The organism is Pseudomonas sp. FG98, from assembly GCF_057808595.1.
The window spans coordinates 14,197-37,133 of sequence record NZ_JBMDIJ010000020.1 but is presented as its reverse complement, the minus strand read 5'-3'; the positions used below and the strand labels follow the sequence as shown (position 1 = coordinate 37,133).

Genomic DNA, 22,937 nt, shown 5'->3' with positions numbered 1-22,937 from the left:
TCAGCGTACGGTGGCGGCGTCGATGAATTCGTTGCCGGAGGGAGGCGTTACGTCAGGTGGGGTGGGGCCGCGCAGTGGCGAGATCAGGTTGGTGTATTCCTCGATCAGCCGGTTCAGCGCCTCGGGCGGCTCGCAGGCCTGGAACTGCATGCGGATCTGCACTTCGTCCGGATCGCGCGCCTCGCCTTGACGGCGGTTCTGCTGGCCGACCTTGACGAAGAAGCGCTGGTGCGCGGAATCGCTGCACTGGCCGGCGGCGGGGCGGGTGTTCTGGATCTTCACCGACAGGTCCACCTGCATCCGTTCCAGCGCCAGGCCCCTTGGCGCCACCAGGGCAATCAGCGGGATCTTCAGGGTGTGCCGGTCATCCATGGCCACTTCGACCATCTTCGCCTTCATTGGCGCGCCCAATTGCTCGCTGTCGTAATCGAAGAACTGATCGAACAGCTTGATGTACTGCTGCGCGATCAGGCCGGTGGTGGCGGAGGCGGCTTCCTGCAGGCCGCGGGTGATATCGCAGAGGTCACTGGTGGCGATGGGTTCCTTGGGAGGCGTCTGGTCCACGGGCGGCGTTCCTTATCGAGTGACAGGTTGCCCCGCCCATGGCGGGCGGGGCGTTAGGCTGGGTTCGGATGGGGCGGGCGCTCAACCGGCGGCGGGCGGGCTGGCGGGATCCGGAAGCGCGTTGTCGGTCGGCGGGGAGTCCGGGTTGCTCGCCTCGCTGTCCGGCAGGGTGATGGGCTTGGTGGCGGCCTCGGTGAGATAGTCGATGACGCGCATCAGGGCTTCCGGCGGATCCTGGCGGGCGACCCGGGTGCTGATGGCGTAGCGCGCACGGGTATCGGTCTTGCGGGTCTGTGCCGACTTGTGGCTGACCTGGCCGCGTACCTCGACCTTGAACGGGCCCCAGCCCAGGGAAGCACCGAACTCGGCGGATGCGGCGGTTTCGCTGGTGTCTTCGGCAGACTGGCTGATGGTCAGCTCGAAATCGATGGTGCCTTCCTCGATCACGATGTTCGGGTGAGTGATCGCGGCCAGCAGCGGGATATGCATCTTGCGCGACATGGTGCCCTTGTAGACACCCTGCTGGTCGACGATGGCCTCGTCATAGTCGAACTGGATGGAGACCGCCTTGCCGTCCTTGATGCACACGCCCAGGAGGAAGTCCGCGTAGCTTTTGCTGGCGGTGACCTGGGCCTGGATCATGGCTTGCAGAGGACCGGAAATCATCCGGTCCAGAGGCAGTGCGTTGATTACCGAGCCAATAAGGCTTTTGTCGATCATTCAAGAATTCCTTGTCTTGAGTGCGCGGGATTGCGCGGTGATGACGGGCTCCGGCGGGGGGCCGTCATCGTTGTTTCAGCGCGAGTGCGCCTCCTGGCGACGGATGTTGCCGATCTGGCGCAGGCTCAGGCCGTATTTGTTGGCCAGTACGCTGCGTGACAGGCCGTTGGAGCTTTCCTCCTGGATCTGCTGGTTGCGCAACTGGCGGTTGAAGTGGTCGCACTTGGGAATTTCCAGGGCCATGCCGGCATAGCGCTTGATCAGGGCTTCCAGGGCGTCGGCCGGGAGGATCTCGGCCAGCGACGTGCGTTCGCGATGCTTGGGGATGTATTTGGGACGCCCGCCGTAGATGTGGGTCAGGCGGTAGGCGTGTTCGATGCCGATGCACTCGATGAGCATCTGCAGGGACTGAGGGAGCTGCTCGATGTCTATTCGCTTCAGGTCACATGGTTGCATGGTGACTTCCTTGTTTTTCTAGCGTGAGCAAAAGGGTCGCTGTATGGGCCAGGCGAGGCTTGAGCGCTGTGCGGGATGGGTAGCGGGCACTGGGCTGGCCAGGTGGCGTGGGACCGATTCTCGACCAGCCGTAGAGTGGTCGCTAGGCAGCAAGCAGGTCAGGAGCGGTAGCCCGGAGGTCAAAGCGCTGTAAGTTTTGTAGTCACGCAAAGTAGGCAGAAAGTCTCTGACGTACCTTCAGCCCTTGTTTTTCCACGCGCCCTCCGATTTGACGGGCGCGTGGTTGGTCAAGGCTGACTCAAGGGCAAGGTTGGCTGAGCAGCAGGCTGACCTGACCCATCCACGGTGCTGGGTTGCCGTCGATCCGCTCCGGCAGGGTGCGCCAGTCGACCGACAGGCACAGGGCGCCGAGTGGGCGACCGTTGTCATTGCCGAGCACCAGCGGCTGGAAGTCGCGCCGGTAGCGCACGCGGGTGGCCTTTTCGGCGTGGGCGGACTGCGGATTGGCCAGGGTGGCGCGGGTCAGTTCATCGATGCGTGGCTGGGGCAGGGTGAAATGCGCGGCGTTCCCCGGGGACAGATGCCCCGCCTCGCGGCTGCGCTGCCAAAGCTGCTGCCACTGGCTGCTGCCGGCGTGCTGGGCAAGGGTGGAGGCCAGGGCGATCAGTTCGGCCTGACTGCGCTTTTCGGTTTCCAGCGCCTGGGCGCCGAGGGAGGTGGACAGCGCGAGGCTGCCGAGGAGGATACGCAAGGACATGGCATCGAGGGCTCGCTGAGAATGGGCCTGGGCCCGGAGCCGTGCATGGTTTCAGCTGCCGTTGGACGAAAAAACCGGGAAAACATCCTCTGGCGAAGGGCTGCGATGTATCATGGCGCCCGGCCAGTTATCGGCCTTTACCATCGCTGTCGCAAGGATTTTCCAATGACTCAAGGGCAACGCCTGAAATACTCGATCCTGATGACCCTGGTCTTGCTGGCCGCCATGCTGGGCCTGTCGTGGCTGCAGAAGCAGGGTGTGATCACCGAGCAGATGTTCCAGTACATCGCCATGGGCCTGGCGGTGGTTTTCGTGGTCATCAACGGGATTCTGCGGCGCAAGGTCAAACCCTGACGGGGATGAACAGGGCGGCCGGCGGATCGCCGGCCGGTCGCTCAACGTGACGGTGCCTGTTCCAGTACGGCGCGGGCCTGCGGGTTGAGGCTGTAGCATTTGTCGCTGCCCATGTTGATCACGCCTTCGACGCAAAGGCGCTTGAGCACTTCGCGCACACTGAGGAATGACAGCGGGATATCGAGTTTCTCCAGTTGGCTGTGGATGCCCCGCACGCCAATGGCGCGTCCCTCGCGATCGGCCATGTGCAAGGCGTCGATCACCTTGAGGCGGATCAGGCTGGTGCGCAGGCCGAATACCCGCAGCAATTCGCGGATCTGTTCATTGCCGGCGCGTTCCTCGGTTTCCGGGGACTCGTTCTTGACCTGTAGTGTGGCGTTCATCTTTCGTCTGTAGCGAAGTGGCTGGGGTGGTTGCGGTTGCTGGTTGTACATATGAAAAACTCCCTTTCCAGAGCTTGTCTGTCCTGCGTTCAAATGACGCTCCCAATCTATAAGACGAATGAGAACGACAAATCTGCAACTTTCGCGGAAAAAAAATCCGTCTTCCTACCTGTAACGAAGCAGCCACCCCTTTACCGTAAATTTTTCATCTGAACTTCGTTCTTTCAGGATGCCCTCAATATCCTGATCCGGCAGGAGTTCCAGTGATCGCCATTTCTTCTCCCAGCAAACTCTGCCTGGCCATGCTGCTGGCCGGTGTCGGCCTGTGTGCCCAGGCCCGGGACAATCCCGGGGAAATTTCCGCCGAGATCCGTCGCACCAGCTTCGGCGTGCCGCATATCCTCGCCCGCGACGACCGTGGCATCGGCTATGGCATCGGCTATGTCTACGGCCAGGACAACCTGTGCCTGCTGGCCAATGAAGTGGTCACGGTCAACGGCCAGCGCTCGCGCTACTTCGGGCCGCAGCAGCGCACCCTGGAGCAGCGCAAGAACCTCGCCAGCGACCTGTTCTTCACCTGGTTGAACACGCCGCAGGCGGTTTCCGCCTTCTGGCAGGCCCAGCCGGCGCCGATCCAGGCGCTGCTGGAAGGTTATGCCCAAGGGTTCAACCGCGCCCTGGCCGAGCGCCGCGAACAAGGATTGCCCGCCGAGTGCCAGCAAGCCGAATGGCTACGGCCGATCACCGCCTTCGATCTGGTCAAGCTGACCCGCCGTTTGCTGGTGGAGGGCGGGGTCGGCCAGTTTGCCGACGCCGTGGCCGGGGCCACGCCGCCGAATGTGGTCGCCCGGCATGACCCGCAGGACTTCCGCATCGCCCTGGAAAACCAGCAGCGCTTTGCCCTTGAGCGTGGCAGCAACGCCGTGGCCCTGGGCAGCGAGCGCTCGGCCTCCGGGCGCGGGATGCTTCTGGCCAACCCGCATTTCCCCTGGAATGGCGGCATGCGCTTCTACCAGATGCACCTGACCATTCCCGGCCAGCTCGATGTGATGGGCGCGGCGCTGCCGGGCCTGCCGGTGGTGAATATCGGTTTCAACCGCCACCTGGCCTGGACCCACACCGTGGATGCCTCGCGGCATTTCACCCTGCATCGCCTGCAACTGGACCCCAAGGACCCGACCCGCTACCTGTTCGACGGCCAGTCGTTGCCGATGGACCGCCAGCAACTCAAGGTCACGGTCAAGGACGACAACGGGCAATTGCGCGAGATCAGCCGCGAGCTGTTCAGCACCCGTTTCGGTCCGGTGGTGCAGTGGCCTGGGCGTCTGGACTGGACGTCGAGCGTCGCCTTCAGCGTGCAGGACGCCAACCTCGGCAACACCCGTGTATTGCAGCAGTGGCATGCCCTCAACCAGGCCGACAGCCTGGCCGCGCTGCAGGCCTCGGTGCAGCAGTTGCAGGGCATCCCCTGGGTCAACACCCTGGCCACCGATGCCAGTGGCCAGGCCCTGTACCTGAACCAGTCCGTGGTGCCCTACGTCGATGCCGAGTTGCTGGGCCGTTGCAGCGACCCCAAGGTCGGCCTGGAAACCATCGTCCTCGACGGCTCGCGCAGCGCCTGCGACTGGAAGGTCGATCCGCGCGCCGTGCAGCCGGGCATCTTCCCGGCGCAGATGCAGCCGCAGTTGAGTCGTGAGGACTTTGTCCAGCACGCCAACGACACGGCCTGGCTGGTCAACCCGGCGCAGCCGCTGACCGGCTTCTCGCCCTTGATCAGTCGCGACGGAATCCCCCTCGGCCCACGTGCACGCTTTGCTCTGACCCGCCTGGAGCAGCCGGGCAAGCTGGCGGCCGAGGACCTGAAGCAGATGGTGATGGGCGACCAGGTCTATCTGGCTGACGTGCTGCTGCCGGACCTGCTCAAGTGGTGCGCCGGGGTTGGCGATGATGCCCGCCTGAAAGCCGTGTGCGACGCCTTGGGCAAATGGGACGGTCACGCCAATCTGGACAGCGGCCTGGGCCTGGTGCATTTCCAGATCATCGTCCAGACGCTGCAGGAGAAGGGCGGTTTCTGGCGGGTGGCCTTCAATCCCGCCGACCCGCTGTACACCCCGCGCGGCCTGGCCTGGGAACGTGCCGCCGTGGCGAAGATGCTGCGCGAGGCGGCACTGGCTTCGGCGGCACGGGTGGCCGGGGCCGACGACTCGCTGCGCTGGGGCCAGATCCAGCAGGCGGCGGATGGCACGCCGATTCACGGTGGTCCGGCCAATCTCGGGGTCTACAACGCGATCCAGAGCGTCGACGCGGCGCCGGGCAAGCGCCGGGTGGTCAGCGGCACCAGCTACCTGCAACTGGTGACCTTCGACGACCAGGGTCCGAAGGCCGAGGGCCTGCTGGTGTTCTCCCAGTCCAGCGAGGCCGCGTCGCCCCACGGCAGCGACCAGACCCGCGCCTTCTCGGCCAAGGAATGGCACCCGACGCCGTTCACCGAGGCGCAGATCAAGGCCGATCCGCAGTACCGCTCCCAGGTGATCCGCGAGCCTTTGCCGGCGTCGGCTTCCGTCAGCCGTTGACGTCGCGCATCAGCAGGCCGTAGGCCAGGTCTGCCTGCTCGGGTACGGGCAGGTAGACCACATGGCCGTCCCCGGGCGCGACCTCCAGCGGCTTGCCCTGGCGATCGCGCAACTGGGTCAGGTCGAAATGGAAGTTGCCGCCCGGGGTCATCAATTCCAGATGATCGCCAATCGCGAAACGGTTCTTCACCTGGACCTCCGCCAGCCCGTCGACCCGCTCGCCGGTCAGCTCGCCAACGAACTGCTGGCGGTCCGACACCGAATTGCCGCGCTGGTAGTTCTGGTACTCGTCGTGCACATGGCGGCGCAGGAAACCCTCGGTGTAGCCGCGCTGGGCCAGGGATTCCAGGTCGAGCATCAGCGAGCGGTCGAAGTCGCGACCGGCCGCCGCGTCGTCGATGGCCTGGCGGTACACCTGGGTGGTCCGCGCGCAGTAGAAGTGCGACTTGGTCCGCCCCTCGATCTTCAGCGAATGCACGCCCATCCCGGCCAGGCGCTCGACGTGCTGCACCGCGCGCAGGTCCTTGGCGTTCATGATGTAGGTGCCGTGCTCGTCTTCGAAGGCCGGCATGTCTTCGTCGGGGCGATTGCTTTCCTGCAACAGGAACACCTGCTCGGTGGGGGCGCCGATGCCCAGGGTCGGCTCCGGCTCGAAGCTGCGCACGATCTCGCCGGTTTCGTTCTCGGTCGCCTCGCTGGCGCTGTATTTCCAGCGGCAGGCGTTGGTGCAGCTGCCCTGGTTGGCGTCGCGGCGATTGAGGTAGCCGGATAGCAGGCAGCGTCCGGAGTAGGCCATGCACAGCGCGCCATGGACGAAGACTTCCAGCTCCATGTCCGGCACCTGGCGGCGGATCTCCTCGATCTCCTCCAGGGACAGCTCGCGGGACAGGATCACCCGGGTCAGGCCCAGGCTCTTCCAGAACATCACGCTGGCCCAGTTCACCGTATTGGCCTGTACCGACAGGTGGATCGGCATCTGCGGGAAATGCTGGCGCACCAGCATGATCAGGCCGGGATCGGACATGATCAGCGCATCCGGAGCCATGGCGATCACCGGCTCCAGGTCCTTGAGGAAGGTTTTCAGCTTGGCGTTGTGCGGGGCGATGTTGACCACCACGTAGAAGCGTTTGCCCTGGGCCTGGGCTTCCTTGATGCCGAGGGCCAGGTTGGCGTGGTCGAACTCGTTGTTGCGCACCCGCAGGCTGTAGCGCGGCTGCCCGGCGTAGACCGCGTCGGCGCCGTAGGCGAAGGCGTAGCGCATGTTCTTCAGGGTGCCGGCGGGGGCGAGCAGTTCGGGTTTGGTCATGGTCGGGGCACTTGGGCAAAAGGCGGGGATGCTACGGCAGGGCGGGCAGCGATTTATTGATCTGGAGCAATGGCACTTTCTGCGTGACGCACAGCACTAATGGTTAGCGTTGTATTGACCATGACATGGGTGTCGTTGCTGCTGGCTTCATCGCTGGCAAGCCAGCTCCCACAGTGTCTGCGGCGACACTAATCCTGTGGGAGCTGGCTTGCCAGCGATGAGGCCGTCAGCAACGCCGGATAAAAAGGGCTGAAATGAGCGAAACCGCATTGCAGAAAAAGACCCTCATCGGGTTGCTGGTCCTGGTGACAGTGGCCTTTGGCTGGATCCTCCTGCCGTACTACGGCGCGGTGTTCTGGGCCGTCATCCTCGGTGTGCTGTTCGCACCGATGCAGCGCCGCCTGCTGCTGCGCCTGAACCAGCGCCGCGGCCTGGCGGCCGGGCTGACCCTGCTGACCTGCCTGCTGATCGTGGTGTTGCCGGTGATCATCGTCAGCGGCCTGCTGGTCCAGGAGGGCAGCCTGATCTACAAGCGCATCGAAAGCGGCGACCTGGATATCGCCGGCTATATCGAGCGTTTCAAGGATGTGCTGCCGCCAATCATCCAGCATGGCCTGGAGCGCCTGGGCATCGGTGATCTGGAAGGCCTGCGCGACAAGGTCACCAAGGGCGCGGTGGAGGGCAGTCAGTTCTTTGCCAGCCAGGCCTACAGCTTCGGTCAGAGCACCTTCGACCTGTTGGTGAGTCTCGGGGTGATGCTCTACCTGCTGTTCTTCTTCCTGCGCGACGGTCCGGAACTGGTGCGGCGCATTCGCCAGGCCGTCCCCCTGGCCGAGCAGCAGAAGCGCCGGCTGCAACTGAAGTTCAATCGGGTGGTGCGGGCCACGGTGAAGGGCAACCTGCTGGTGGCGATCGCCCAGGGCGCGCTGGGCGGCCTGATCTTCTGGGTGCTGGATGTGCCGAGCCCGTTGCTGTGGGCGGTGCTGATGGCGTTCCTGTCGCTGCTGCCGGCAGTGGGGGCGGGGATCGTCTGGGGTCCGGTGGCGGTGTATTTCCTGTTCAGCGGCGCGATCTGGCAGGGCGTGGTACTGACGGTGTTCGGCGTCTGCGTGATCGGCCTGGTGGACAACCTGCTGCGCCCGTTGCTGGTGGGCAAGGACACGCGCCTGCCGGATTACCTGATCCTGGTCTCGACCCTCGGCGGTCTGGCGGTGTTCGGCCTCAACGGCTTCGTTATCGGACCGTTGATCGCGGCGCTGTTCGTGTCCAGTTGGGGGATCTTCACCAGCACCCGGCCCCAGGTGCAATTGCCGCCTTGAGGCCGTGTGCCGCAGCGATCAGCGGAAGGTCCAGGACACCCCGGTGTAGACCCCGAAACCTTCCCCCGGCACCGAGCGCGCCACGTCCGCGCCGTTGTCGTTGTAGCCCGGCACGACGATGGCGGCGTAGCGCTTGTTGGTCAGGTTGCGCAGGTCGATCCAGGTCTGCCAGTCGCCCTTCGGCGCGTTGTAGCCGAAGGAGGCGCCGAGGATCGCATAGGCGTCGGCGTCGTAGCTGTTGGCGTAGTCGACCTGGACCTTGGAGGCCATGGTGGTGTTCAGCGCGGCGTAGAAGCCGCGGGGCAGGTCGAAGCGCAGCTCGCCCTGGTAGTAGTGCATCGGGATGCCCGGCAGGCGGTTGTCGCCGAAGGTCGGGTCATCACGGTAGCGGAAGTCATTGAAGGTATAGGCCTGGCGCAGGGACAGGCGGCCGACGTCGCCGCGTTCCCAGAGCGTGCTTTCCAGGCCGGCCTCGATGCCCTGGTGGATGGTCGGGCTGGCGTTGACTTCGCTGCGGAACAGCGGCTGGGTTTCCACCATCAGCAGTTCGTTGTGCAGCGCCGAGTAATACCAGGTGAGGTCCCAGCGGCCCACGGCGGAGTCGCCGCGCGCGCCGAGTTCCAGGGTGGTGGCGGACTGGTTCTTCAGCTCGATCGGCTGGTATTGGGTCGGCGCACTCCAGATCAGCGACCAAGGGTGTGGCGGTTCCACCGAGCGGCTGATGTTGCCGTACAGCTGCAGGCTCGGGCTCAGGTCGTAGCGCAGGCCCAAACGCGGGGCGTAGTCCCAGTCGTTCATGCTGACCTTGCCGCCCGGGCCTGAGGTGACCGTGCTGTAGGTCACATCGCTTTCCCGCCGGGTATAGATCGCCGCCAGGCCGCTCGTCAGCCACAGGTCGGGGATCAGTTCCAGTTCATTGCCGATATGCAGGACGGTGTCCGAGCCTTGGTAGGAAAAGTCACGGGTCTTGGCCCCGACGATATCGTTCACCCGCGAATACTGCGAAGCACCGCTATTGGGCAGGTGCTTGGTAGTACGCCAGCCGATGGTGGTCTTGCTGTCGTGACCGAACAGGGTATGGCGGCGCTGGTAATCCAGGGTACCGCTGACATCGGTGTAGGCCACCTTCAGACGCATCGGACCTTCGCGCAGATCCATCGGAAAGTCGTGGTAGACCAGGCCGGCGACCAGCTGCGAATCATCGTCGAGGTAGAAGGTGGTCTTGTTCGCCAGCCAGGTCGCGCCGGGTTGCGGACGGCTGTCGTTGCGGCTCAGGTAGCCGGGGTTGGCATCCCGCGGGTGGTGCTTGATCTGCTCCTTGGTCAGGCGACCGGCCAGGTCGTTCTCGGTTTCCCGGTAGCGCAGGTAGAAGCGGGTTTCCAGGTTCGGGTTGAAGCGGTAGCCGACATTCGCCGCAACGCCCTTGCTGCTGCCGCTGCTGTGGTCCTGGTAGCCGTCGTACTCGCTATCGGTGAGGGCAACGTAGTAGTCCAGGTCGCCGAGCACCTGGCCCGAGCTGATATGGCGTTTCTGGTAGCCGCGACTGCCGAGTTCGTAGCGCAGTTGCAGGGGCGCGGCGTCTCGGCCGGTGTGGGTCACGTAATCGATGGCGCCGCCCAGGGCCAGGGCGCCGCGGTCAAAACCGTTGGCCCCGCGCAGCACCTCCGCACGGCTCAGCCACAGTGGCTCGAACAGTTCGTAGGGCGTACCGCCGGGGCCGGTCAGGGGCAGGCCGTCGAACATCACGTAGGTCCCGGAACCGTGGGCACCTGGTGCGCGGTTGATGCCGGAGCCGCGGATCGACAGGCGGATGCCATCGTTGCCGGCGGACTGGGCGAACACACCGGGCTGGTAGGCCAGCACATCCTGGTTGCTGGCGACACGGCCCTGGGCGACCCGCTGCATGTCCACCAGGTTGGTGCCACCCGGCACCTCCTTCAGGCGTTCCCGCGCGGCCTGCTGGTCATCCTGCTCCTGTTCCTGAATCAGTACCTGGCCGAGGTCGAGGGTATCGGTGGTCTGGGCAGTCGCGCCGTTGGCAAGGGCAAGACCAAGCAGGTACAGGGATGAACGCAGGGACAGCGGTGACGGCATCGTACGACTCCAACGGGTTTTGTCTGGCGGCAATGTGAGATCAGACGAACGAAAGGCCCGCTAAATCACCACTTTCTGAGTGAAGAGGTCCAGCAGTTTTGTAGGCATGTTGGTTACAAGGAGTGCGACTGGTCTGACATGCGGGGCCGTCCGTATCGTTTGCTCATCGTCAAACGAGCCGGGGCGTTCCCGGATCCCGTACCGGAGAATGACCATGCCTTCACATACCGCCGCCATCCCGACACCTGTCGCCATGGACCCGCCGTCGCTGACCCGTCGTGAGGAAGAGGTGCTGTACTGGTGCTCCTGCGGCAAGACTTCCTGGGAAATCTCGCAGATCCTCGCCTGCAAGGAATCAACGGTGAATTTTCACGTCGGCAATGTGCTGCGCAAGCTGTCGGTGAATTCCCGTGTCTCGGCAGTGATCAAGGCACTGCGCTACGGCATTCTCCATGCCCATGGCGGGGCACCGCGAGTGACGGGAGCTGCCGATGCGGGCCATTGACCAGCGGCTGACACCCTGCAGCGACGAGCGTCGCTTCCTGGTGGACAGCGACCCTTTCTGGCCGGTGATCGATTTGCACCTGTTGCGTGAGCAACTGCGCTTGGGCGCCGAAATCAGTGCGGCACGCCTGGAGGTCTGTGCGCGAGTTGCTGCGGCGAAAGTGGCCAGGCAGTTCTGTGCGGGGCGCCGGGCGATGCGCGGGCAGGGCTATCGCACGTTGCTCGACCTGGCGGCCCGGGGCGAGTGTTCCGAACTGGCCCGGTCGTACTGGCGGGCGTTGAAGGAAGCGACCCGCTTCGAACTGGACACCGGCCTGACCGAGGTCGAGTGCGTCGACGCAGCAGGGGAGGACTGTCAACGATGAGCGATCCTACGACGTCGACTCTTTCCACCTTGTTCATCGGCCTGGGGCTTGCCGCTGCATTGCCCTCGGTGGACGGCGATGTGGTGTTTGGGGCGGTACTGGGGGCCTGGCTGGTGGCCAGCACCCGGGGTTTCCTGAAAGCCTGGCAACGTATCGGGTCGCTGTTGCTGTCGGCGGGGGTGGGCTATCTGTTCACGCCGCTGATGCGTTCGATCGGCCCCTTTCTTTCGGGGGGCGAGGCGGCCTTCATCGGGGCGGTGGTGGTCATCCCGATCGTGATCAAGGTGATGATCTGGCTGGATGGGGCGGATCTGCGCGACATCATCCAGCGCTGGCGTGGCTCATGAGTCCGGCTTGTGCTGTTGGGGTAGCAGGCTGCTGATTTCCTCGACCTGCTGTTCCAGCTTGCGCAAGCGCTGTTTTTCCTCGATGGCCGAGGCAATTGCGCGTTGGTCCTGTGGGCTAAGCAGGCGCAGTTCGGTAATCAGCCGGGTTTCCCAGTCCGGGTCGGCACAGGGGCTTACATTCTGGTGGGCGTGAGCGCGCAGGCGCGGACCCTCGCCGACCAGCAGCCAGTCGAGGGAAATACCGTACTGGTTGGCCAGGTCTACGCATATTGCGTATGGAATGCTGTCGCGGCCCTTCCAACTGCTGACAGTCTGCGGACTGACCCCGAGAGACGCTGATAGCCCGGAGTCGGTGGTTGACTGAGTCACCAGCTTCATGCGGGCAAGTACCTCAGAAAATCCATTAATACTCATAACGAGTAATCCTGTCGGGTGCTTGATATAATGTTCGGCAAAAAATATGCAGATCGCATTGTCTCTCTTTGCAACATCGAGCACTACTCGTATGGGGAAATTAAAAGTAGGAAATTTCCAGATTAATCATAGGAAATTTCCCTCATTTGAATATTTTTGAGCTTACAGGAGATTGGAATAGGAATGAATTACCGACATAGACGCGCTGTGCGCTGCTTCCGGGTCCTGGTGCCGATGGCAAGGAGTCAGCAGTGAGTACTTACAAGCTCGTCTGCCCACACTGCAAAAGCCGGATGCGTATTCGTACCAGTGAAGGGCGGCACATCTTCCTGCGGGTGGCCTACCTGCAGTGCACCACCGAAGCTTGTGGCTGGTCGGTGCGGGCCGAGTTCGAAATGACCCATGAGTTGTCGCCCAGCGGGATGCCCAACCCCGAGGTTTATTTGCCGAGCGCCGACGGCGAGCTGCGTCGCGCCGCCTTGCCAGCAGTGACCGGCGTCATGCCGATGCAGGAGGGCGTGGCCCTCTGATCGGGGCCGGGTCGTTGGAGAAGGGATGCTCGTTTATCGTTGGAAGCGGGTCGGTTGCAACCTGACCAGACCCCGGAAAAAAAACACCCCGCCGAAGCGGGGTGTCTTGTTTCAGCGGCTAGCTCAGCTGATCAGTTGCAGACCAGCGTGTTGCACCAGGTCCAGCAGCGGCTGCGGGTAGACGCCGAGGACGAAGGCGAGGATGGCGATGGCCAGCAGCATGACGCCACCGGTGCGCTGTTCCCAGTTGAACGGTGCATCGTGGCGACGCAGGTTCGGCTCGATCAGGTACAGGGTGACCATGACGCGCAGGTAGTAGAACACGCCGATGGCGCTACCCAGCACCAGGGCGCCGGTCAGCCACCACAGTTGCGACTCGACGCCGGTAGCGATGATGTAGAACTTGCCGATGAAGCCGGCGGTCAGCGGGATACCGGCCAGGGACAGCATCATCACGGTCAGTACTGCGGTCAGGTACGGACGGCGCCAGAACAGGCCGCGGTACTCGTACAGGGCATCCGCGTCACGGCCGTTGTACGGCGAGGACATCAGGGTGATCACGCCGAAGGCGCCGAGGCTGGTGATCACGTAGGTGACCAGGTACACGCCGATGGCTTCCAGGGCCAGGCCCTTGCTGGCCACCAGGGCGATCAGCAGGTAGCCGAAGTGGGCGATCGACGAGTAACCGAGCAGTCGCTTGAGGTTGCTCTGGGTCAGGGCCAGCAGGTTGCCGACCAGGATCGAGGCGACGGCGATCACCGACAGCACGGTGGTCAGCACGCCGCTGCTGGCGGCAGGGGAGAGCATGAACAGGCGCACCACCACGGCGAACACCGCGACCTTGCTGGCGGTGGCCAGGAACGCAGCCACCGGCGCCGGAGCACCTTCGTACACGTCCGGGGTCCACAGGTGGAACGGTACCAGCGACAGCTTGAAGGCCAGGCCGACCAGCATCATGCCCAGGCCCAGCTGGGCCATCAGGCTAGGCATGCTGGTTGCGGCCAGGGCCTTGCCGATGGCGTCGAAGGCCAGGCTGCCGGCGTCGGCGTAGAGCAGGGCCATGCCGAACAGCAGGAAGGCGGAACCGGCGGCCGACAGCACCATGTACTTGATGCCGGCTTCCAGCGAGCGCTTGTTGAAGAAGGCGTACGCCACCAGGCCGTAGACCGGTACCGAGAGCAGCTCCAGGCCGATGAACAGGCCGGCCAGGTGTTGCGCGCAGACCAGTACCAGGCCACCGAGGGCAGCCATCAGGATCAGCAGGTACAGCTCTTCGCGGTTGCCCGGGTAGCCGGAGCCGCCATCACCCAGGTAGGCGTGGGCGAGGGTGACGCAGGCCAGGGTGGCGACCAGGATCAGCGCCATGTACAGGCAGGCGAACTTGTCGATGGTCAGCAGCGGGGTGACCGCCAGGGGTACGATTTTCAGGACCGGCAGGATCGACAGCAGGGCCAGGTTCAGGCCCACGGTCGACAGCAGGAAGGTTTGCGAGTGGTTGCGGCGCCAGGCGATCGCCAGCATCACCACGACAACGGTGATGGTGGTGATCAGCAGTGGCGCAAGCGCGATAAAGTGTTGAATCGTCAGGTCCATAGCGCTCTTACCGGGCCGAAGCGAGTTGAGTGAAGGCGGAGCCGAGCCACTGCTGCACACCGCTCATGGTGGCGGCGGAGGTGTCGAGGAACGGCTGCGGGTAGACGCCCAGCACGATCAGCAGGACCGCCAGGCCCAGCACCATGATCATTTCGCGGCTGTCCATGCCGGCCAGGACTTCTTCCGACTTGGCCGGGCCGAAGTAGGCACGGTGGATCATGATCAGCGAGTAGACCGAACCGAATACCAGGCCGGAGGTGGCGATGACGGTGACCCATGGGGCACTGACGAAGCTGCCGATCAGGATCAGGAACTCGCCGACGAAGTTGCCGGTACCCGGCAGGCCGAGGGAGGCTGCGGCGAAGAACAGGCTGATGGCCGGCAGGTAGGCAATGCGGTGCCACAGGCCGCCCATCTGGCGCATGTCACGGGTGTGCAGGCGCTCGTACAGCTGGCCGCTGAGGATAAACAGCGCGGCAGCCGACAGACCGTGGGCCAGCATCTGGATCACCGCGCCTTGCAGGGCCTGCTGGCTGCCGGAGTAGATGCCGATCAGCACGAAGCCCATGTGCGACACGCTGGAGAACGCGATCAGGCGCTTGATGTCGGTCTGGGCGAAGGCCAGGAAGGCACCGTAGAAGATGCCGATCAGGCCCAGGGTCATGGCGATCGGCGCGAACTCCGCCGAGGCATTCGGGAACAGTGGCAGGGCGAAGCGCAGCAGGCCGTAGGCCGCAGTCTTCAGCAGGATACCGGCGAGGTCGACGGAACCGGCGGTCGGTGCCTGGGCGTGAGCGTCAGGCAGCCAGGAGTGGAACGGTACCACCGGCAGCTTCACCGCGAAGGCGATGAAGAAGCCCAGCATCAGCAGGTACTCGGTACCGGCTGGCAGCTCGGCCTTCAGCAACTGGCTGTAGTCGAAGGTGATCACGCCGGTGTTGTTGAAGTTGACCAGCACCAGGCCAAGGATCGCCACCAGCATGATCAGGCCGCTGGCCTGGGTGAAGATGAAGAACTTGGTCGCTGCGTAGATCCGGGTCTTCTTGCCGTCGGAGGAGCTGTGACCCCAGAGCGCGATGAGGAAATACATCGGCACCAGCATCATTTCCCAGAAGAAGAAGAACAGGAACAGATCGAGGGCGAGGAACACGCCGACCACGCCGCCGAGGATCCACATCAGGTTGAGGTGGAAGAAGCCGACGTGGCGCTGGATCTCTTTCCACGAGCAGAGCACGGACAGCACACCGAGCAGGCCGGTGAGCAGGATCATCAGCAGCGACAGGCCGTCGAGGGCCAGGTGGACGCTGATGCCGAAGCGCTCGATCCAGAGGAACTTGAATTCTGCGGCCCAGTGCGGTTCGGCACCAGGCGCAGGGGCGAGGGTGTAGTCCCCGTTGGCCCACAGCCAGAGGCCGATACCAAGCAGGAGGGACATGGTCAGCAGCGCGATCCAGCGTGGCAGGGTGGCGCCGAAGCGCTCACCCAGCCAGCACAGCAGGCCGCCGATGAAGGGGATCAGGATCAGCCAAGGCAAAATCATGACGGGCTCAATTCCTTTCGCAAAGTCGCAAGGTTCATATCAGACCGCAGCCATCAAAACAGCGCCGAGTACCAGCACGGCACCGACGGCGATCGAAGCGGTGTACCAGCGCAGCTGACCGGTTTCGGTCTTGCTCATGGCGGCGTGGCCGCCACGGGCCATGCGCGGGATCAGGCCGATGGTGCGGTCCACCGGGTCCTTGCGCAGGATGTGGCTGATCAGCAGGTAAGGCTTGACGAACAGCTTGTCGTAGATCCAGTCGAAGCCCCAGGCGGCGAACCACCAGGCCGAGAGCAGGCGACCGATGCCGCTGTTGGCGACGGCCGTGACGAAGCGACGCTTGCCGAGGAACAGCAGGGCCGACAGCAGGATACCGGCGATGGCGATGGCGCCCGAGGCGATTTCCAGGCTGTGCTTGGCTTCGCCGCCGGCATGGCCCGCGCTTTCCGGCAGGACGCCGGCCAGCGGTGGGTGGATCCAGGCACCGACGAAGGTCGACAGGACGATCAGCACGCCCAGCGGCAGCCAGTGGGAAATACCGTGGCCGGCATGGGCTTCGGTCTTGGCTTCGCCGTGGAAGGCGATGAAGATCAGGCGGAAGGTGTACAGCGAGGTCATGAAGGCACCGACCAGGCCGGCGTACAGCAGGCCGGTGTTACCGCTGGCGAAGGCTTCCCAGAGGATTTCGTCCTTGGAATAGAAGCCCACGGTGACCAGCGGCAGGGCCGCCAGGGCCGCACCACCGACCACGAAGCTGGCGTAGGCCAGCGGCAGTTTCTTCCACAGGCCGCCCATCTTGAAGATGTTCTGCTCGTGGTGGCAGGCAACGATCACCGCACCGGAAGCAAGGAACAGCAGGGCCTTGAAGAAGGCGTGGGTCATCAGGTGGAAGATCGCCGCATCCCAGGCACCGACGCCCAGGGCGAGGAACATGTAGCCGATCTGGCTCATGGTCGAGTAGGCGAGGATACGCTTGATGTCGGTCTGTACCAGGGCAGCGAAGCCGGCCAGGACCAGGGTTACGCCGCCGACCACGCCGACCAGGTGCAGTACGTCCGGTGCCAGCAGGAACAGGCCGTGGGTACGAGCGATCAGGTAGACGCCAGCGGTAACCATGGTTGCGGCGTGGATCAGTGCCGAAACCGGGGTCGGACCGGCCATCGCGTCGGCCAGCCAGGTCTGCAGCGGCAGCTGGGCGGATTTACCGACCGCACCACCGAGCAGCATCAGGGTCGCCAGGACCATCCAGGTGTCGCCCGCCTGGAACTTCTGCGGGGCCAGCACCAGCAGTTCCTGGATGTTCAGGGTGCCGAGCTGCTGGAACAGGATGAACAGGCCGATGGCCATGAACACGTCGCCGATACGGGTGACGATGAAGGCTTTCAGTGCCGCGTTACCGTTGTTGCGGTTGCTGTAGTAGAAACCGATCAACAGGTACGAGCACAGGCCCACGCCTTCCCAACCGAAGTAGATGAACAGCAGGTTGTCGCCCAGGATCAGGAACAACATGCTGGCAATGAACAGGTTGGTGTAGGAGAAGAAGCGCGAGTAGCCCGCTTCACCGCGCATGTACCAGGAGGCGAACAGGTGGATCAGGAAGCCGACGCCGACCACCACGCCAAGCATGGTCACCGACAGGCCGTCCAGGTGCAGGGTGAAGGTCGGGGCGAAGCCGTCGACCGACATCCACGTCCACAGCAGTTGCGAGTACACGCCGTTTTCCGGTGGCGCGACGTTGAACTGGAAGATCACCCAGGCGGCGACGATCGCCGACAGGCCGATCGAGCCGACACCGATCAGCGCCGAGAGGTTCTCCGAGAAGCGACCACGGGAGAACGACAGCAGCAGGAAGCCGATCAGGGGGAATACGAAAGTCAGGAAGAGAAGGTTCATCCGCGCATCTCACTGGCTGCATCGATATCGAGAGTGTGGAAGCGGCGATACAGCTGCAGCAGGATCGCCAGGCCGATACTGGCCTCGGCGGCTGCCAGGCTGATCACCAGGATGAACATCACCTGTCCATCCGGCTGGCCCCAGCGGGCGCCCGCGACGATGAACGCCAGTGCCGAGGCGTTCATCATGATTTCCAGACTCATGAGCACGAAGAGAATGTTGCGGCGGACCATCAGGCCGACCAGACCGAGACTGAACAGGATGCCGGCGACAGCCAGGCCGTGTTCCAACGGGATTGCAGGCATGTGATTACTCCTTCGCCTCGTTGCGGCCGACGTGGAAGGCCGTGACCGCCGCAGCGAGCAGCAGCATGGAGGCCAGTTCGACCACCAGCAGGTACGGACCGAACAGGCTGATGCCGACCGCCTTGGCGTCGACGGTGGTGTGACCGATGGCTGCGCCGCTCTGGGTGCTGAACAGCACGTAGAGCAGTTCGGCCAGCAGCAGCGCGGCCAGCGCGACCGGCCCGGCCCAGATACCGGGGGTCAGCCAGCCACGCTCCTGGGCGACCGAAGCCGGGCCCAGGTTGAGCATCATCACCACGAAGACGAACAGCACCATGATGGCACCGGCGTAGGCGATCACTTCCAGGGCGCCGGCGAACGGCGCGCCGAGGGCGAAGAAGGTCATCGCCACGGCGATCAGGGAGATGATCAGGTAGAGCAGGGCGTGCACGGGGTTGGTGTTGGTGATCACCCGCAGGGTGGACACCACGGCAACGCCGGATGCGAAATAGAAAGCGAATTCCATCTTTCTTCCTTAAGGGAGCAAGCTCTTCACGTTGATCGGCTCGGCTTCGTTCTGCGCGGCGCCTTTCGGCTTGCCGGCAACGGCCATACCTGCAACACGGTAGAAGTTGTAGTCGGGATTCTTGCCGGGGCCGGAGATCAGCAGATCTTCTTTCTCGTACACCAGGTCCTGACGTTTGAACTCGGCCATTTCGAAATCCGGGGTGAGCTGGATAGCGGTGGTCGGGCAGGCTTCCTCGCAGAGGCCGCAGAAAATGCAGCGCGAGAAGTTGATGCGGAAGAACTCCGGGTACCAGCGTCCGTCATCGGTCTCGGCTTTCTGCAGCGAGATGCAACCCACCGGGCAGGCCACGGCGCACAGGTTGCACGCTACGCAGCGCTCTTCGCCATCGGGGTCGCGGGTCAGGACGATACGGCCACGGTAGCGTGGCGGCAGGTAGACCGGCTCTTCCGGGTATTGCAGGGTGTCGCGCTTGCGGAACCCGTGGGAGAACACCATCACCAGGCTGCGCAGCTGGGTGCCGGTGCCTTTAACGATGTCGCCAATATATTTGAACATGGGTCAGATCCTCACTGGGCCGCAACAGCTGGCGTGTTGAGCAACACGATCGCAGCGGTCACCAGCAAATTGAGCAGGGTCAGCGGCAGGCAGAACTTCCAGCTGAAGTCCATCACCTGGTCATAGCGCGGGCGCGGGATCGAGGCGCGCAGCAGGATGAACAGCATGATGAAGAAGCCGGTCTTCAGGGCGAACCAGATGAACGGGATCTGCGGCAGGATATCGAACGGACCGTGCCAGCCACCGAAGAACAGGGTTACCAGCAGCGCCGACACCAGGATGATGCCGATGTACTCGCCGACGAAGAACATGCCCCATTTCATGCCGGCATATTCGATGTGGTAGCCGTCGGCCAGTTCCTGTTCCGCTTCCGGCTGGTCGAATGGGTGACGGTGAGTCACGGCCACGCCAGCGATGAAGAAGGTACAGAAGCCGAAGAACTGCGGAATGATGAACCACAGGTTCTGCGCCTGGTACTCGACGATGTCGCGCATGTTGAACGAACCGACCTGAACCACCACGCCCATCAGCGCCAGGCCCATGAACACTTCATAGGACACGGTCTGGGCCGAGGCCCGCAGGCTGCCGAGCAGGGCGTACTTGTTGTTCGACGACCAGCCGGCGAACAGTACGGCGTACACCGACAGACCCGCCATGGCGAAGAAGAACAGCAGGCCGATGTTCAGGTCCGCGACACCCCAGGTCGGGGTGATCGGGATGATCACGAAGGCGATCAGCAGGGCGCTCATGGCCACCACGGGTGCCAGGGTGAAGATCATGCGGTCGACGAAGGGCGGGTTCCAGTCTTCCTTGAAGAACATTTTCAGCATGTCGGCAGCGATCTGGAACATGCCGAACGGGCCGACGCGGTTCGGACCGTAACGGTCCTGCCACCAGCCCAGCAGGCGCCGCTCGACGAAGCTGAGCAGCGCGCCGCAGACCACCACCGCGAGCAGGACCACGATGGCCTTGACGACGGCGATGATCACATCGATCACTTCGGGGGTGAACCAGCTCATTGTGCTGCCTCCTGCAGGCCTTCGACGGATGCACCGAAGATGGCTGGCGGAATACCGGCCAGGCCTTTCGGCAGCGCGACCAGGCCAGCGCCCAGTTCTTCATTGATACGCAGCGGCAGGCGCAGGGTCTGGCCGGCTACGTTCAGGCTGAGCAGGGCACCTTCGTTGACGCCCAGGCGGTCGGCTTCCGACTTGGCCAGCGCGACGTAAGGCTGCGGGATGCGTTCCTGTACCGGGGCGGCGCGGGAAGAGTTCTCCTCGCTGCCGAACAGGTGGTAGAACGGCACCGCCTGCCAGGTGCCACGGGCCGGGGCGAAGGCGCCCGGTACGGCGGCGAACCAGTTCAGGCGATCGCCCTGGGACTCGATCAGGCGGGTGCCCGGGTCGCCTGCACGCAGGTGGCCACCGACCTCGTCCTGGAACTTGTTCCAGGCTTGCGGCGAGTTCCAGCCCGGCGACCAGGCGAACGGCACTTGCGAGCGCGGTTCGGCGGAGCCGGAGTAGCCTTCCATGGAGAAGGCGAAGGCGCTGTCCTTGTCCTGCGGGGTACGCGGCTCGTGCACGCTGATGTTGGCGCGCATGGCGGTACGACCGGAGTAGCGCAGCGGTTCGCGGGCCATTTTCATGCCCTTGATACGGAACGCGGCGGACGGTGCGGCATTGACGATGCCGGCCAGTTGCGGCGCGGCAGCGGCGGTGGCGCTGGTGACGTGGTCCAGCTGGGTCCAGTCCACCGGCTTGTTGAGCAGGGTCGCACGCAGGGCGTGCAGCCAGCGCCAGCCCTCATGGACCAGGTTGCTGCTGTCCAGGTAGGTCGGATCGAACACCTGGAAGAAGCGCTGGGCGCGACCTTCCTGGCTGACCAGGGTACCGTCGCCTTCGGCGAACGAAGCAGCCGGCAGTACCAGGTGGGCACGGTCGGTGGTCGCGGTCTTGGAGTGATCGGCAACGATGATCACCTTGGCGGCGGCGAACGCGGCATCGACCTTGGCGGCCGGTACGCGGGCGTACAGGTCGTTTTCCAGTACGACGATGGCGTCGGCCTTGCCGGAGATCACGGCGTCCAGAGCGGCATCGACGGAATCGCCACCGAGCATGGCCATGCCGATGCTGTTGGCTTCCGGTACCACCAGGCTCAGGGAGCCGGCTTTCTCGCGCAGTTTCAGGGCCTTGGCGATGTTCGCCGCGGCTTCGATCAGGGCTTTCTCGCCGAGCGAGCCACCGGAAACGATCAGAGGGCGCTTGGCGGCGACCAGGGCATCGGCGATGCGCTTGGCCAGTTCCAGGGCTTCGGGGTCCAGGCCTTCGACGGCCGGGGCGCTTGGGTCGATGGCGTGGGCCACGGCGAAACCGATACGGGCCAGGTCGGCCGGGGCGGCGTGCACGCATTCCTCGGCGACGTCATCCAGCTTGGTTTCGGCCAGGCTGGCGATGAACAGCGGGTACAGCGCGTGCTGGCCGATGTTCTTCACCGCGGCGTCGAGCCACGGCTGGACTTTCATCGCTTCGGCCATGGCCTCGGCCTTGCCCTTGGTGGCCTGGCGCACGGCCAGGGCGACGCGGGCAGCGGTCTGGGTCAGGTCTTCACCGAGGACGAACACGGCGTCGTGGTCTTCGATGTCGCGCAGGGTAGGCACCGGCAGCGGGCTGTCGTTCAGCACTTGCAGGACCAGGCGCACGCGCTCCAGTTCAGCGGCTTCCATACCCGAGTAGAAGTGCTCGGCACCGACCAGCTCGCGCAGGCCGTAGTTGCTTTCCAGGCTGGCGCGGGGCGAGCCGATACCGACGATGTTGCGGCCGCGCAGCAGGTCGGCGGCCTTGTCCAGGGCGGCGTCCAGGCTCAGCTTGGAGCCGTCGGCCAGCAGCGGCTGGCGCGGACGGTCGGTGCGGTTGACGTAGCCGTAGCCGAAGCGGCCGCGGTCACACAGGAAGTACTGGTTGACCGAGCCGTTGAAGCGGTTTTCGATCCGGCGCAGTTCGCCGTAACGCTCACCGGGGCTGATGTTGCAGCCGCTGGAGCAGCCATGGCAGATGCTCGGGGCAAACTGCATGTCCCACTTGCGGTTGTAGCGCTCGGAGTGGGTCTTGTCGGTGAACACACCGGTCGGGCAGACCTCGGTCAGGTTGCCGGAGAACTCGCTCTCCAGGGCACCGTCCTCGACGCGGCCGAAGTAGACGTTGTCGTGGGCACCGTAGACGCCCAGGTCGGTACCGCCGGCGTAGTCCTTGTAGTAGCGCACGCAGCGATAGCAGGCGATGCAGCGGTTCATCTCGTGGGCGATGAACGGGCCGAGTTCCTGGTTCTGGTGGGTACGCTTGGTGAAACGGTAGCGGCGCTCGTTGTGGCCGGTCATTACCGTCATGTCCTGCAGGTGGCAGTGACCGCCTTCCTCGCAGACCGGGCAGTCGTGCGGGTGGTTGGTCATCAGCCATTCGACGACGCTGGCGCGGAACGCCTTGGATTCGTCATCGTCGATGGAAATCCAGGTGCCGTCGGAGGCAGGGGTCATGCAGGACATGACGATACGACCACGGGTGTCGTTCTCGTCGGTGTACTGCTTGACCGCGCACTGCCGGCAGGCGCCGACGCTACCGAGCGCCGGGTGCCAGCAGAAATAAGGGATGTCGAGGCCGAGCGACAGACAGGCCTGTAACAGGTTGTCTGCACCGTTGACTTCGAGCGCTTTGCCGTCTACGTGGATAGTGGCCATGGTTCAAAGTTCTTCGTTGGCCCGCGTGAGCGGGTGTGGCTAATGGAAATCGGTGTGCCCGCGGCTCGCGCGAATCATTCGGGCGAGCCTGCGTGGCTGGCGGAGAGCACGGACCCTCCGCTTTTTC

The 22,937-nt window shown here is 64.1% G+C and carries 23 protein-coding genes; 7 read left to right on the top strand and 16 right to left on the bottom strand.

The genetic code is table 11. The features are described 5' to 3' along the window. From ACODSK_RS14910 to ACODSK_RS14895, 4 genes are all read right to left on the bottom strand, one after another. Positions 1–564 carry a DUF2589 domain-containing protein gene (locus tag ACODSK_RS14910; RefSeq protein ID WP_489017111.1) on the bottom strand — a complete coding sequence of 188 codons (564 nt, stop codon included), beginning with the start codon at positions 562–564 and terminating at the stop codon, positions 1–3. Positions 565–645: 81 nt separating this feature from the next. Then, positions 646–1,284 (bottom strand): DUF2589 domain-containing protein, encoded by a 639-nt coding sequence (locus ACODSK_RS14905; protein ID WP_489017109.1) that lies wholly within the window; start codon positions 1,282–1,284, stop codon positions 646–648. A gap of 75 nt (positions 1,285–1,359) precedes the next feature. Beyond that, complete coding sequence (locus tag ACODSK_RS14900; RefSeq protein ID WP_489017108.1) at positions 1,360–1,740, bottom strand: Mor transcription activator family protein; 381 nt, start codon at positions 1,738–1,740, stop codon at positions 1,360–1,362. Between the two features lie 298 nt (positions 1,741–2,038). After that, on the bottom strand, positions 2,039–2,497 hold the full coding sequence (locus ACODSK_RS14895) for a hypothetical protein (protein ID WP_489017106.1): 459 nt from the start codon (positions 2,495–2,497) through the stop codon (positions 2,039–2,041). A gap of 165 nt (positions 2,498–2,662) precedes the next feature. On the opposite strand from ACODSK_RS14895, the gene ACODSK_RS14890 reads away from it, so the two are divergent. Further along, positions 2,663–2,851, top strand: a complete 189-nt coding sequence (locus ACODSK_RS14890; protein WP_009401013.1) for a hypothetical protein — start codon at positions 2,663–2,665, stop codon at positions 2,849–2,851. Positions 2,852–2,892: 41 nt separating this feature from the next. Here ACODSK_RS14890 and ACODSK_RS14885 read toward each other — a convergent pair whose 3' ends face one another. After that, positions 2,893–3,234 carry a fe2+ zn2+ uptake regulation protein gene (locus tag ACODSK_RS14885; protein ID WP_489017104.1) on the bottom strand — a complete coding sequence of 114 codons (342 nt, stop codon included), beginning with the start codon at positions 3,232–3,234 and terminating at the stop codon, positions 2,893–2,895. A 263-nt stretch (positions 3,235–3,497) separates the two neighbouring features. On the opposite strand from ACODSK_RS14885, the gene pvdQ reads away from it, so the two are divergent. Continuing rightward, positions 3,498–5,807, top strand: a complete 2,310-nt coding sequence (pvdQ, locus tag ACODSK_RS14880; protein ID WP_489017102.1) for a bifunctional acylase PvdQ — start codon at positions 3,498–3,500, stop codon at positions 5,805–5,807. Here pvdQ and trhP read toward each other — a convergent pair. Then, complete coding sequence (trhP, locus tag ACODSK_RS14875; RefSeq protein ID WP_489017100.1) at positions 5,797–7,113, bottom strand: prephenate-dependent tRNA uridine(34) hydroxylase TrhP; 1,317 nt, start codon at positions 7,111–7,113, stop codon at positions 5,797–5,799. The two genes, pvdQ and trhP, sit on opposite strands and share 11 nt — an antisense overlap. A 254-nt stretch (positions 7,114–7,367) precedes the next feature. Here trhP and ACODSK_RS14870 point away from each other — a divergent pair, with 254 nt between their 5' ends. Further along, the gene (locus tag ACODSK_RS14870; protein ID WP_489017099.1) at positions 7,368–8,432 is read left to right on the top strand and encodes an AI-2E family transporter; all 1,065 of its coding nucleotides are present in this window, start codon (positions 7,368–7,370) and stop codon (positions 8,430–8,432) included. A gap of 18 nt (positions 8,433–8,450) precedes the next feature. Here the strand turns inward: ACODSK_RS14870 and ACODSK_RS14865 are convergent, their stop codons facing one another. Next, positions 8,451–10,526, bottom strand: a complete 2,076-nt coding sequence (locus ACODSK_RS14865; protein ID WP_489017097.1) for a TonB-dependent receptor family protein — start codon at positions 10,524–10,526, stop codon at positions 8,451–8,453. A gap of 214 nt (positions 10,527–10,740) precedes the next feature. Between ACODSK_RS14865 and ACODSK_RS14860 the strand changes: the two genes are divergently transcribed. From ACODSK_RS14860 to ACODSK_RS14850, 3 genes are read left to right on the top strand one after another with little or no spacing between them, the layout of a single operon-like run. Further along, positions 10,741–11,031 carry a helix-turn-helix domain-containing protein gene (locus ACODSK_RS14860; RefSeq protein WP_489017096.1) on the top strand — a complete coding sequence of 97 codons (291 nt, stop codon included), beginning with the start codon at positions 10,741–10,743 and terminating at the stop codon, positions 11,029–11,031. Beyond that, entirely contained in the window at positions 11,018–11,395 is a 378-nt protein-coding gene (locus ACODSK_RS14855; RefSeq protein WP_489017094.1) for a head completion/stabilization protein, read from the top strand. The genes ACODSK_RS14860 and ACODSK_RS14855 overlap by 14 nt, the downstream gene beginning before the upstream one ends. Beyond that, positions 11,392–11,742 (top strand): putative holin, encoded by a 351-nt coding sequence (locus ACODSK_RS14850; protein ID WP_489017092.1) that lies wholly within the window; start codon positions 11,392–11,394, stop codon positions 11,740–11,742. The genes ACODSK_RS14855 and ACODSK_RS14850 overlap by 4 nt, the downstream gene beginning before the upstream one ends. Here ACODSK_RS14850 and ACODSK_RS14845 read toward each other — a convergent pair. Beyond that, complete coding sequence (locus ACODSK_RS14845) at positions 11,737–12,120, bottom strand: helix-turn-helix domain-containing protein (protein WP_489017091.1); 384 nt, start codon at positions 12,118–12,120, stop codon at positions 11,737–11,739. The genes ACODSK_RS14850 and ACODSK_RS14845 overlap by 6 nt on opposite strands. A gap of 287 nt (positions 12,121–12,407) precedes the next feature. Between ACODSK_RS14845 and ACODSK_RS14840 the strand changes: the two genes are divergently transcribed. Continuing rightward, positions 12,408–12,686: an Ogr/Delta-like zinc finger protein gene (locus tag ACODSK_RS14840; RefSeq protein WP_489017090.1), complete on the top strand. Its 279-nt coding sequence runs from the start codon at positions 12,408–12,410 to the stop codon at positions 12,684–12,686. 123 nt (positions 12,687–12,809) lie between these two features. On the opposite strand, the gene nuoN is transcribed toward ACODSK_RS14840, so the two are convergent. Genes nuoN through nuoG form a run of 8 tightly spaced genes read right to left on the bottom strand, consistent with a single transcriptional unit; the run spans position 12,810 to position 22,810 of the window. Next, positions 12,810–14,279, bottom strand: coding sequence for an NADH-quinone oxidoreductase subunit NuoN (gene nuoN / locus ACODSK_RS14835; protein WP_489017088.1), 1,470 nt, complete (start codon positions 14,277–14,279; stop codon positions 12,810–12,812). Between the two features lie 7 nt (positions 14,280–14,286). After that, positions 14,287–15,819 carry an NADH-quinone oxidoreductase subunit M gene (gene nuoM / locus ACODSK_RS14830; protein WP_489017086.1) on the bottom strand — a complete coding sequence of 511 codons (1,533 nt, stop codon included), beginning with the start codon at positions 15,817–15,819 and terminating at the stop codon, positions 14,287–14,289. A 39-nt stretch (positions 15,820–15,858) separates the two neighbouring features. Then, complete coding sequence (gene nuoL / locus ACODSK_RS14825) at positions 15,859–17,712, bottom strand: NADH-quinone oxidoreductase subunit L (protein ID WP_489017085.1); 1,854 nt, start codon at positions 17,710–17,712, stop codon at positions 15,859–15,861. Then, entirely contained in the window at positions 17,709–18,017 is a 309-nt protein-coding gene (nuoK, locus tag ACODSK_RS14820; RefSeq protein WP_476743321.1) for an NADH-quinone oxidoreductase subunit NuoK, read from the bottom strand. The genes nuoL and nuoK overlap by 4 nt, the downstream gene beginning before the upstream one ends. Before the next feature lie 4 nt (positions 18,018–18,021). Continuing rightward, positions 18,022–18,522 carry an NADH-quinone oxidoreductase subunit J gene (gene nuoJ / locus ACODSK_RS14815; protein ID WP_489017084.1) on the bottom strand — a complete coding sequence of 167 codons (501 nt, stop codon included), beginning with the start codon at positions 18,520–18,522 and terminating at the stop codon, positions 18,022–18,024. A 9-nt stretch (positions 18,523–18,531) separates the two neighbouring features. Then, entirely contained in the window at positions 18,532–19,080 is a 549-nt protein-coding gene (gene nuoI, locus ACODSK_RS14810) for an NADH-quinone oxidoreductase subunit NuoI (RefSeq protein WP_042125483.1), read from the bottom strand. 11 nt (positions 19,081–19,091) lie between these two features. Next, on the bottom strand, positions 19,092–20,099 hold the full coding sequence (gene nuoH / locus ACODSK_RS14805) for an NADH-quinone oxidoreductase subunit NuoH (RefSeq protein WP_489017082.1): 1,008 nt from the start codon (positions 20,097–20,099) through the stop codon (positions 19,092–19,094). Further along, positions 20,096–22,810, bottom strand: coding sequence for an NADH-quinone oxidoreductase subunit NuoG (gene nuoG, locus ACODSK_RS14800; RefSeq protein WP_489017081.1), 2,715 nt, complete (start codon positions 22,808–22,810; stop codon positions 20,096–20,098). Before nuoG ends, nuoH begins: the two co-directional genes overlap by 4 nt. Between the last annotated feature and the right edge of the window lie 127 nt (positions 22,811–22,937).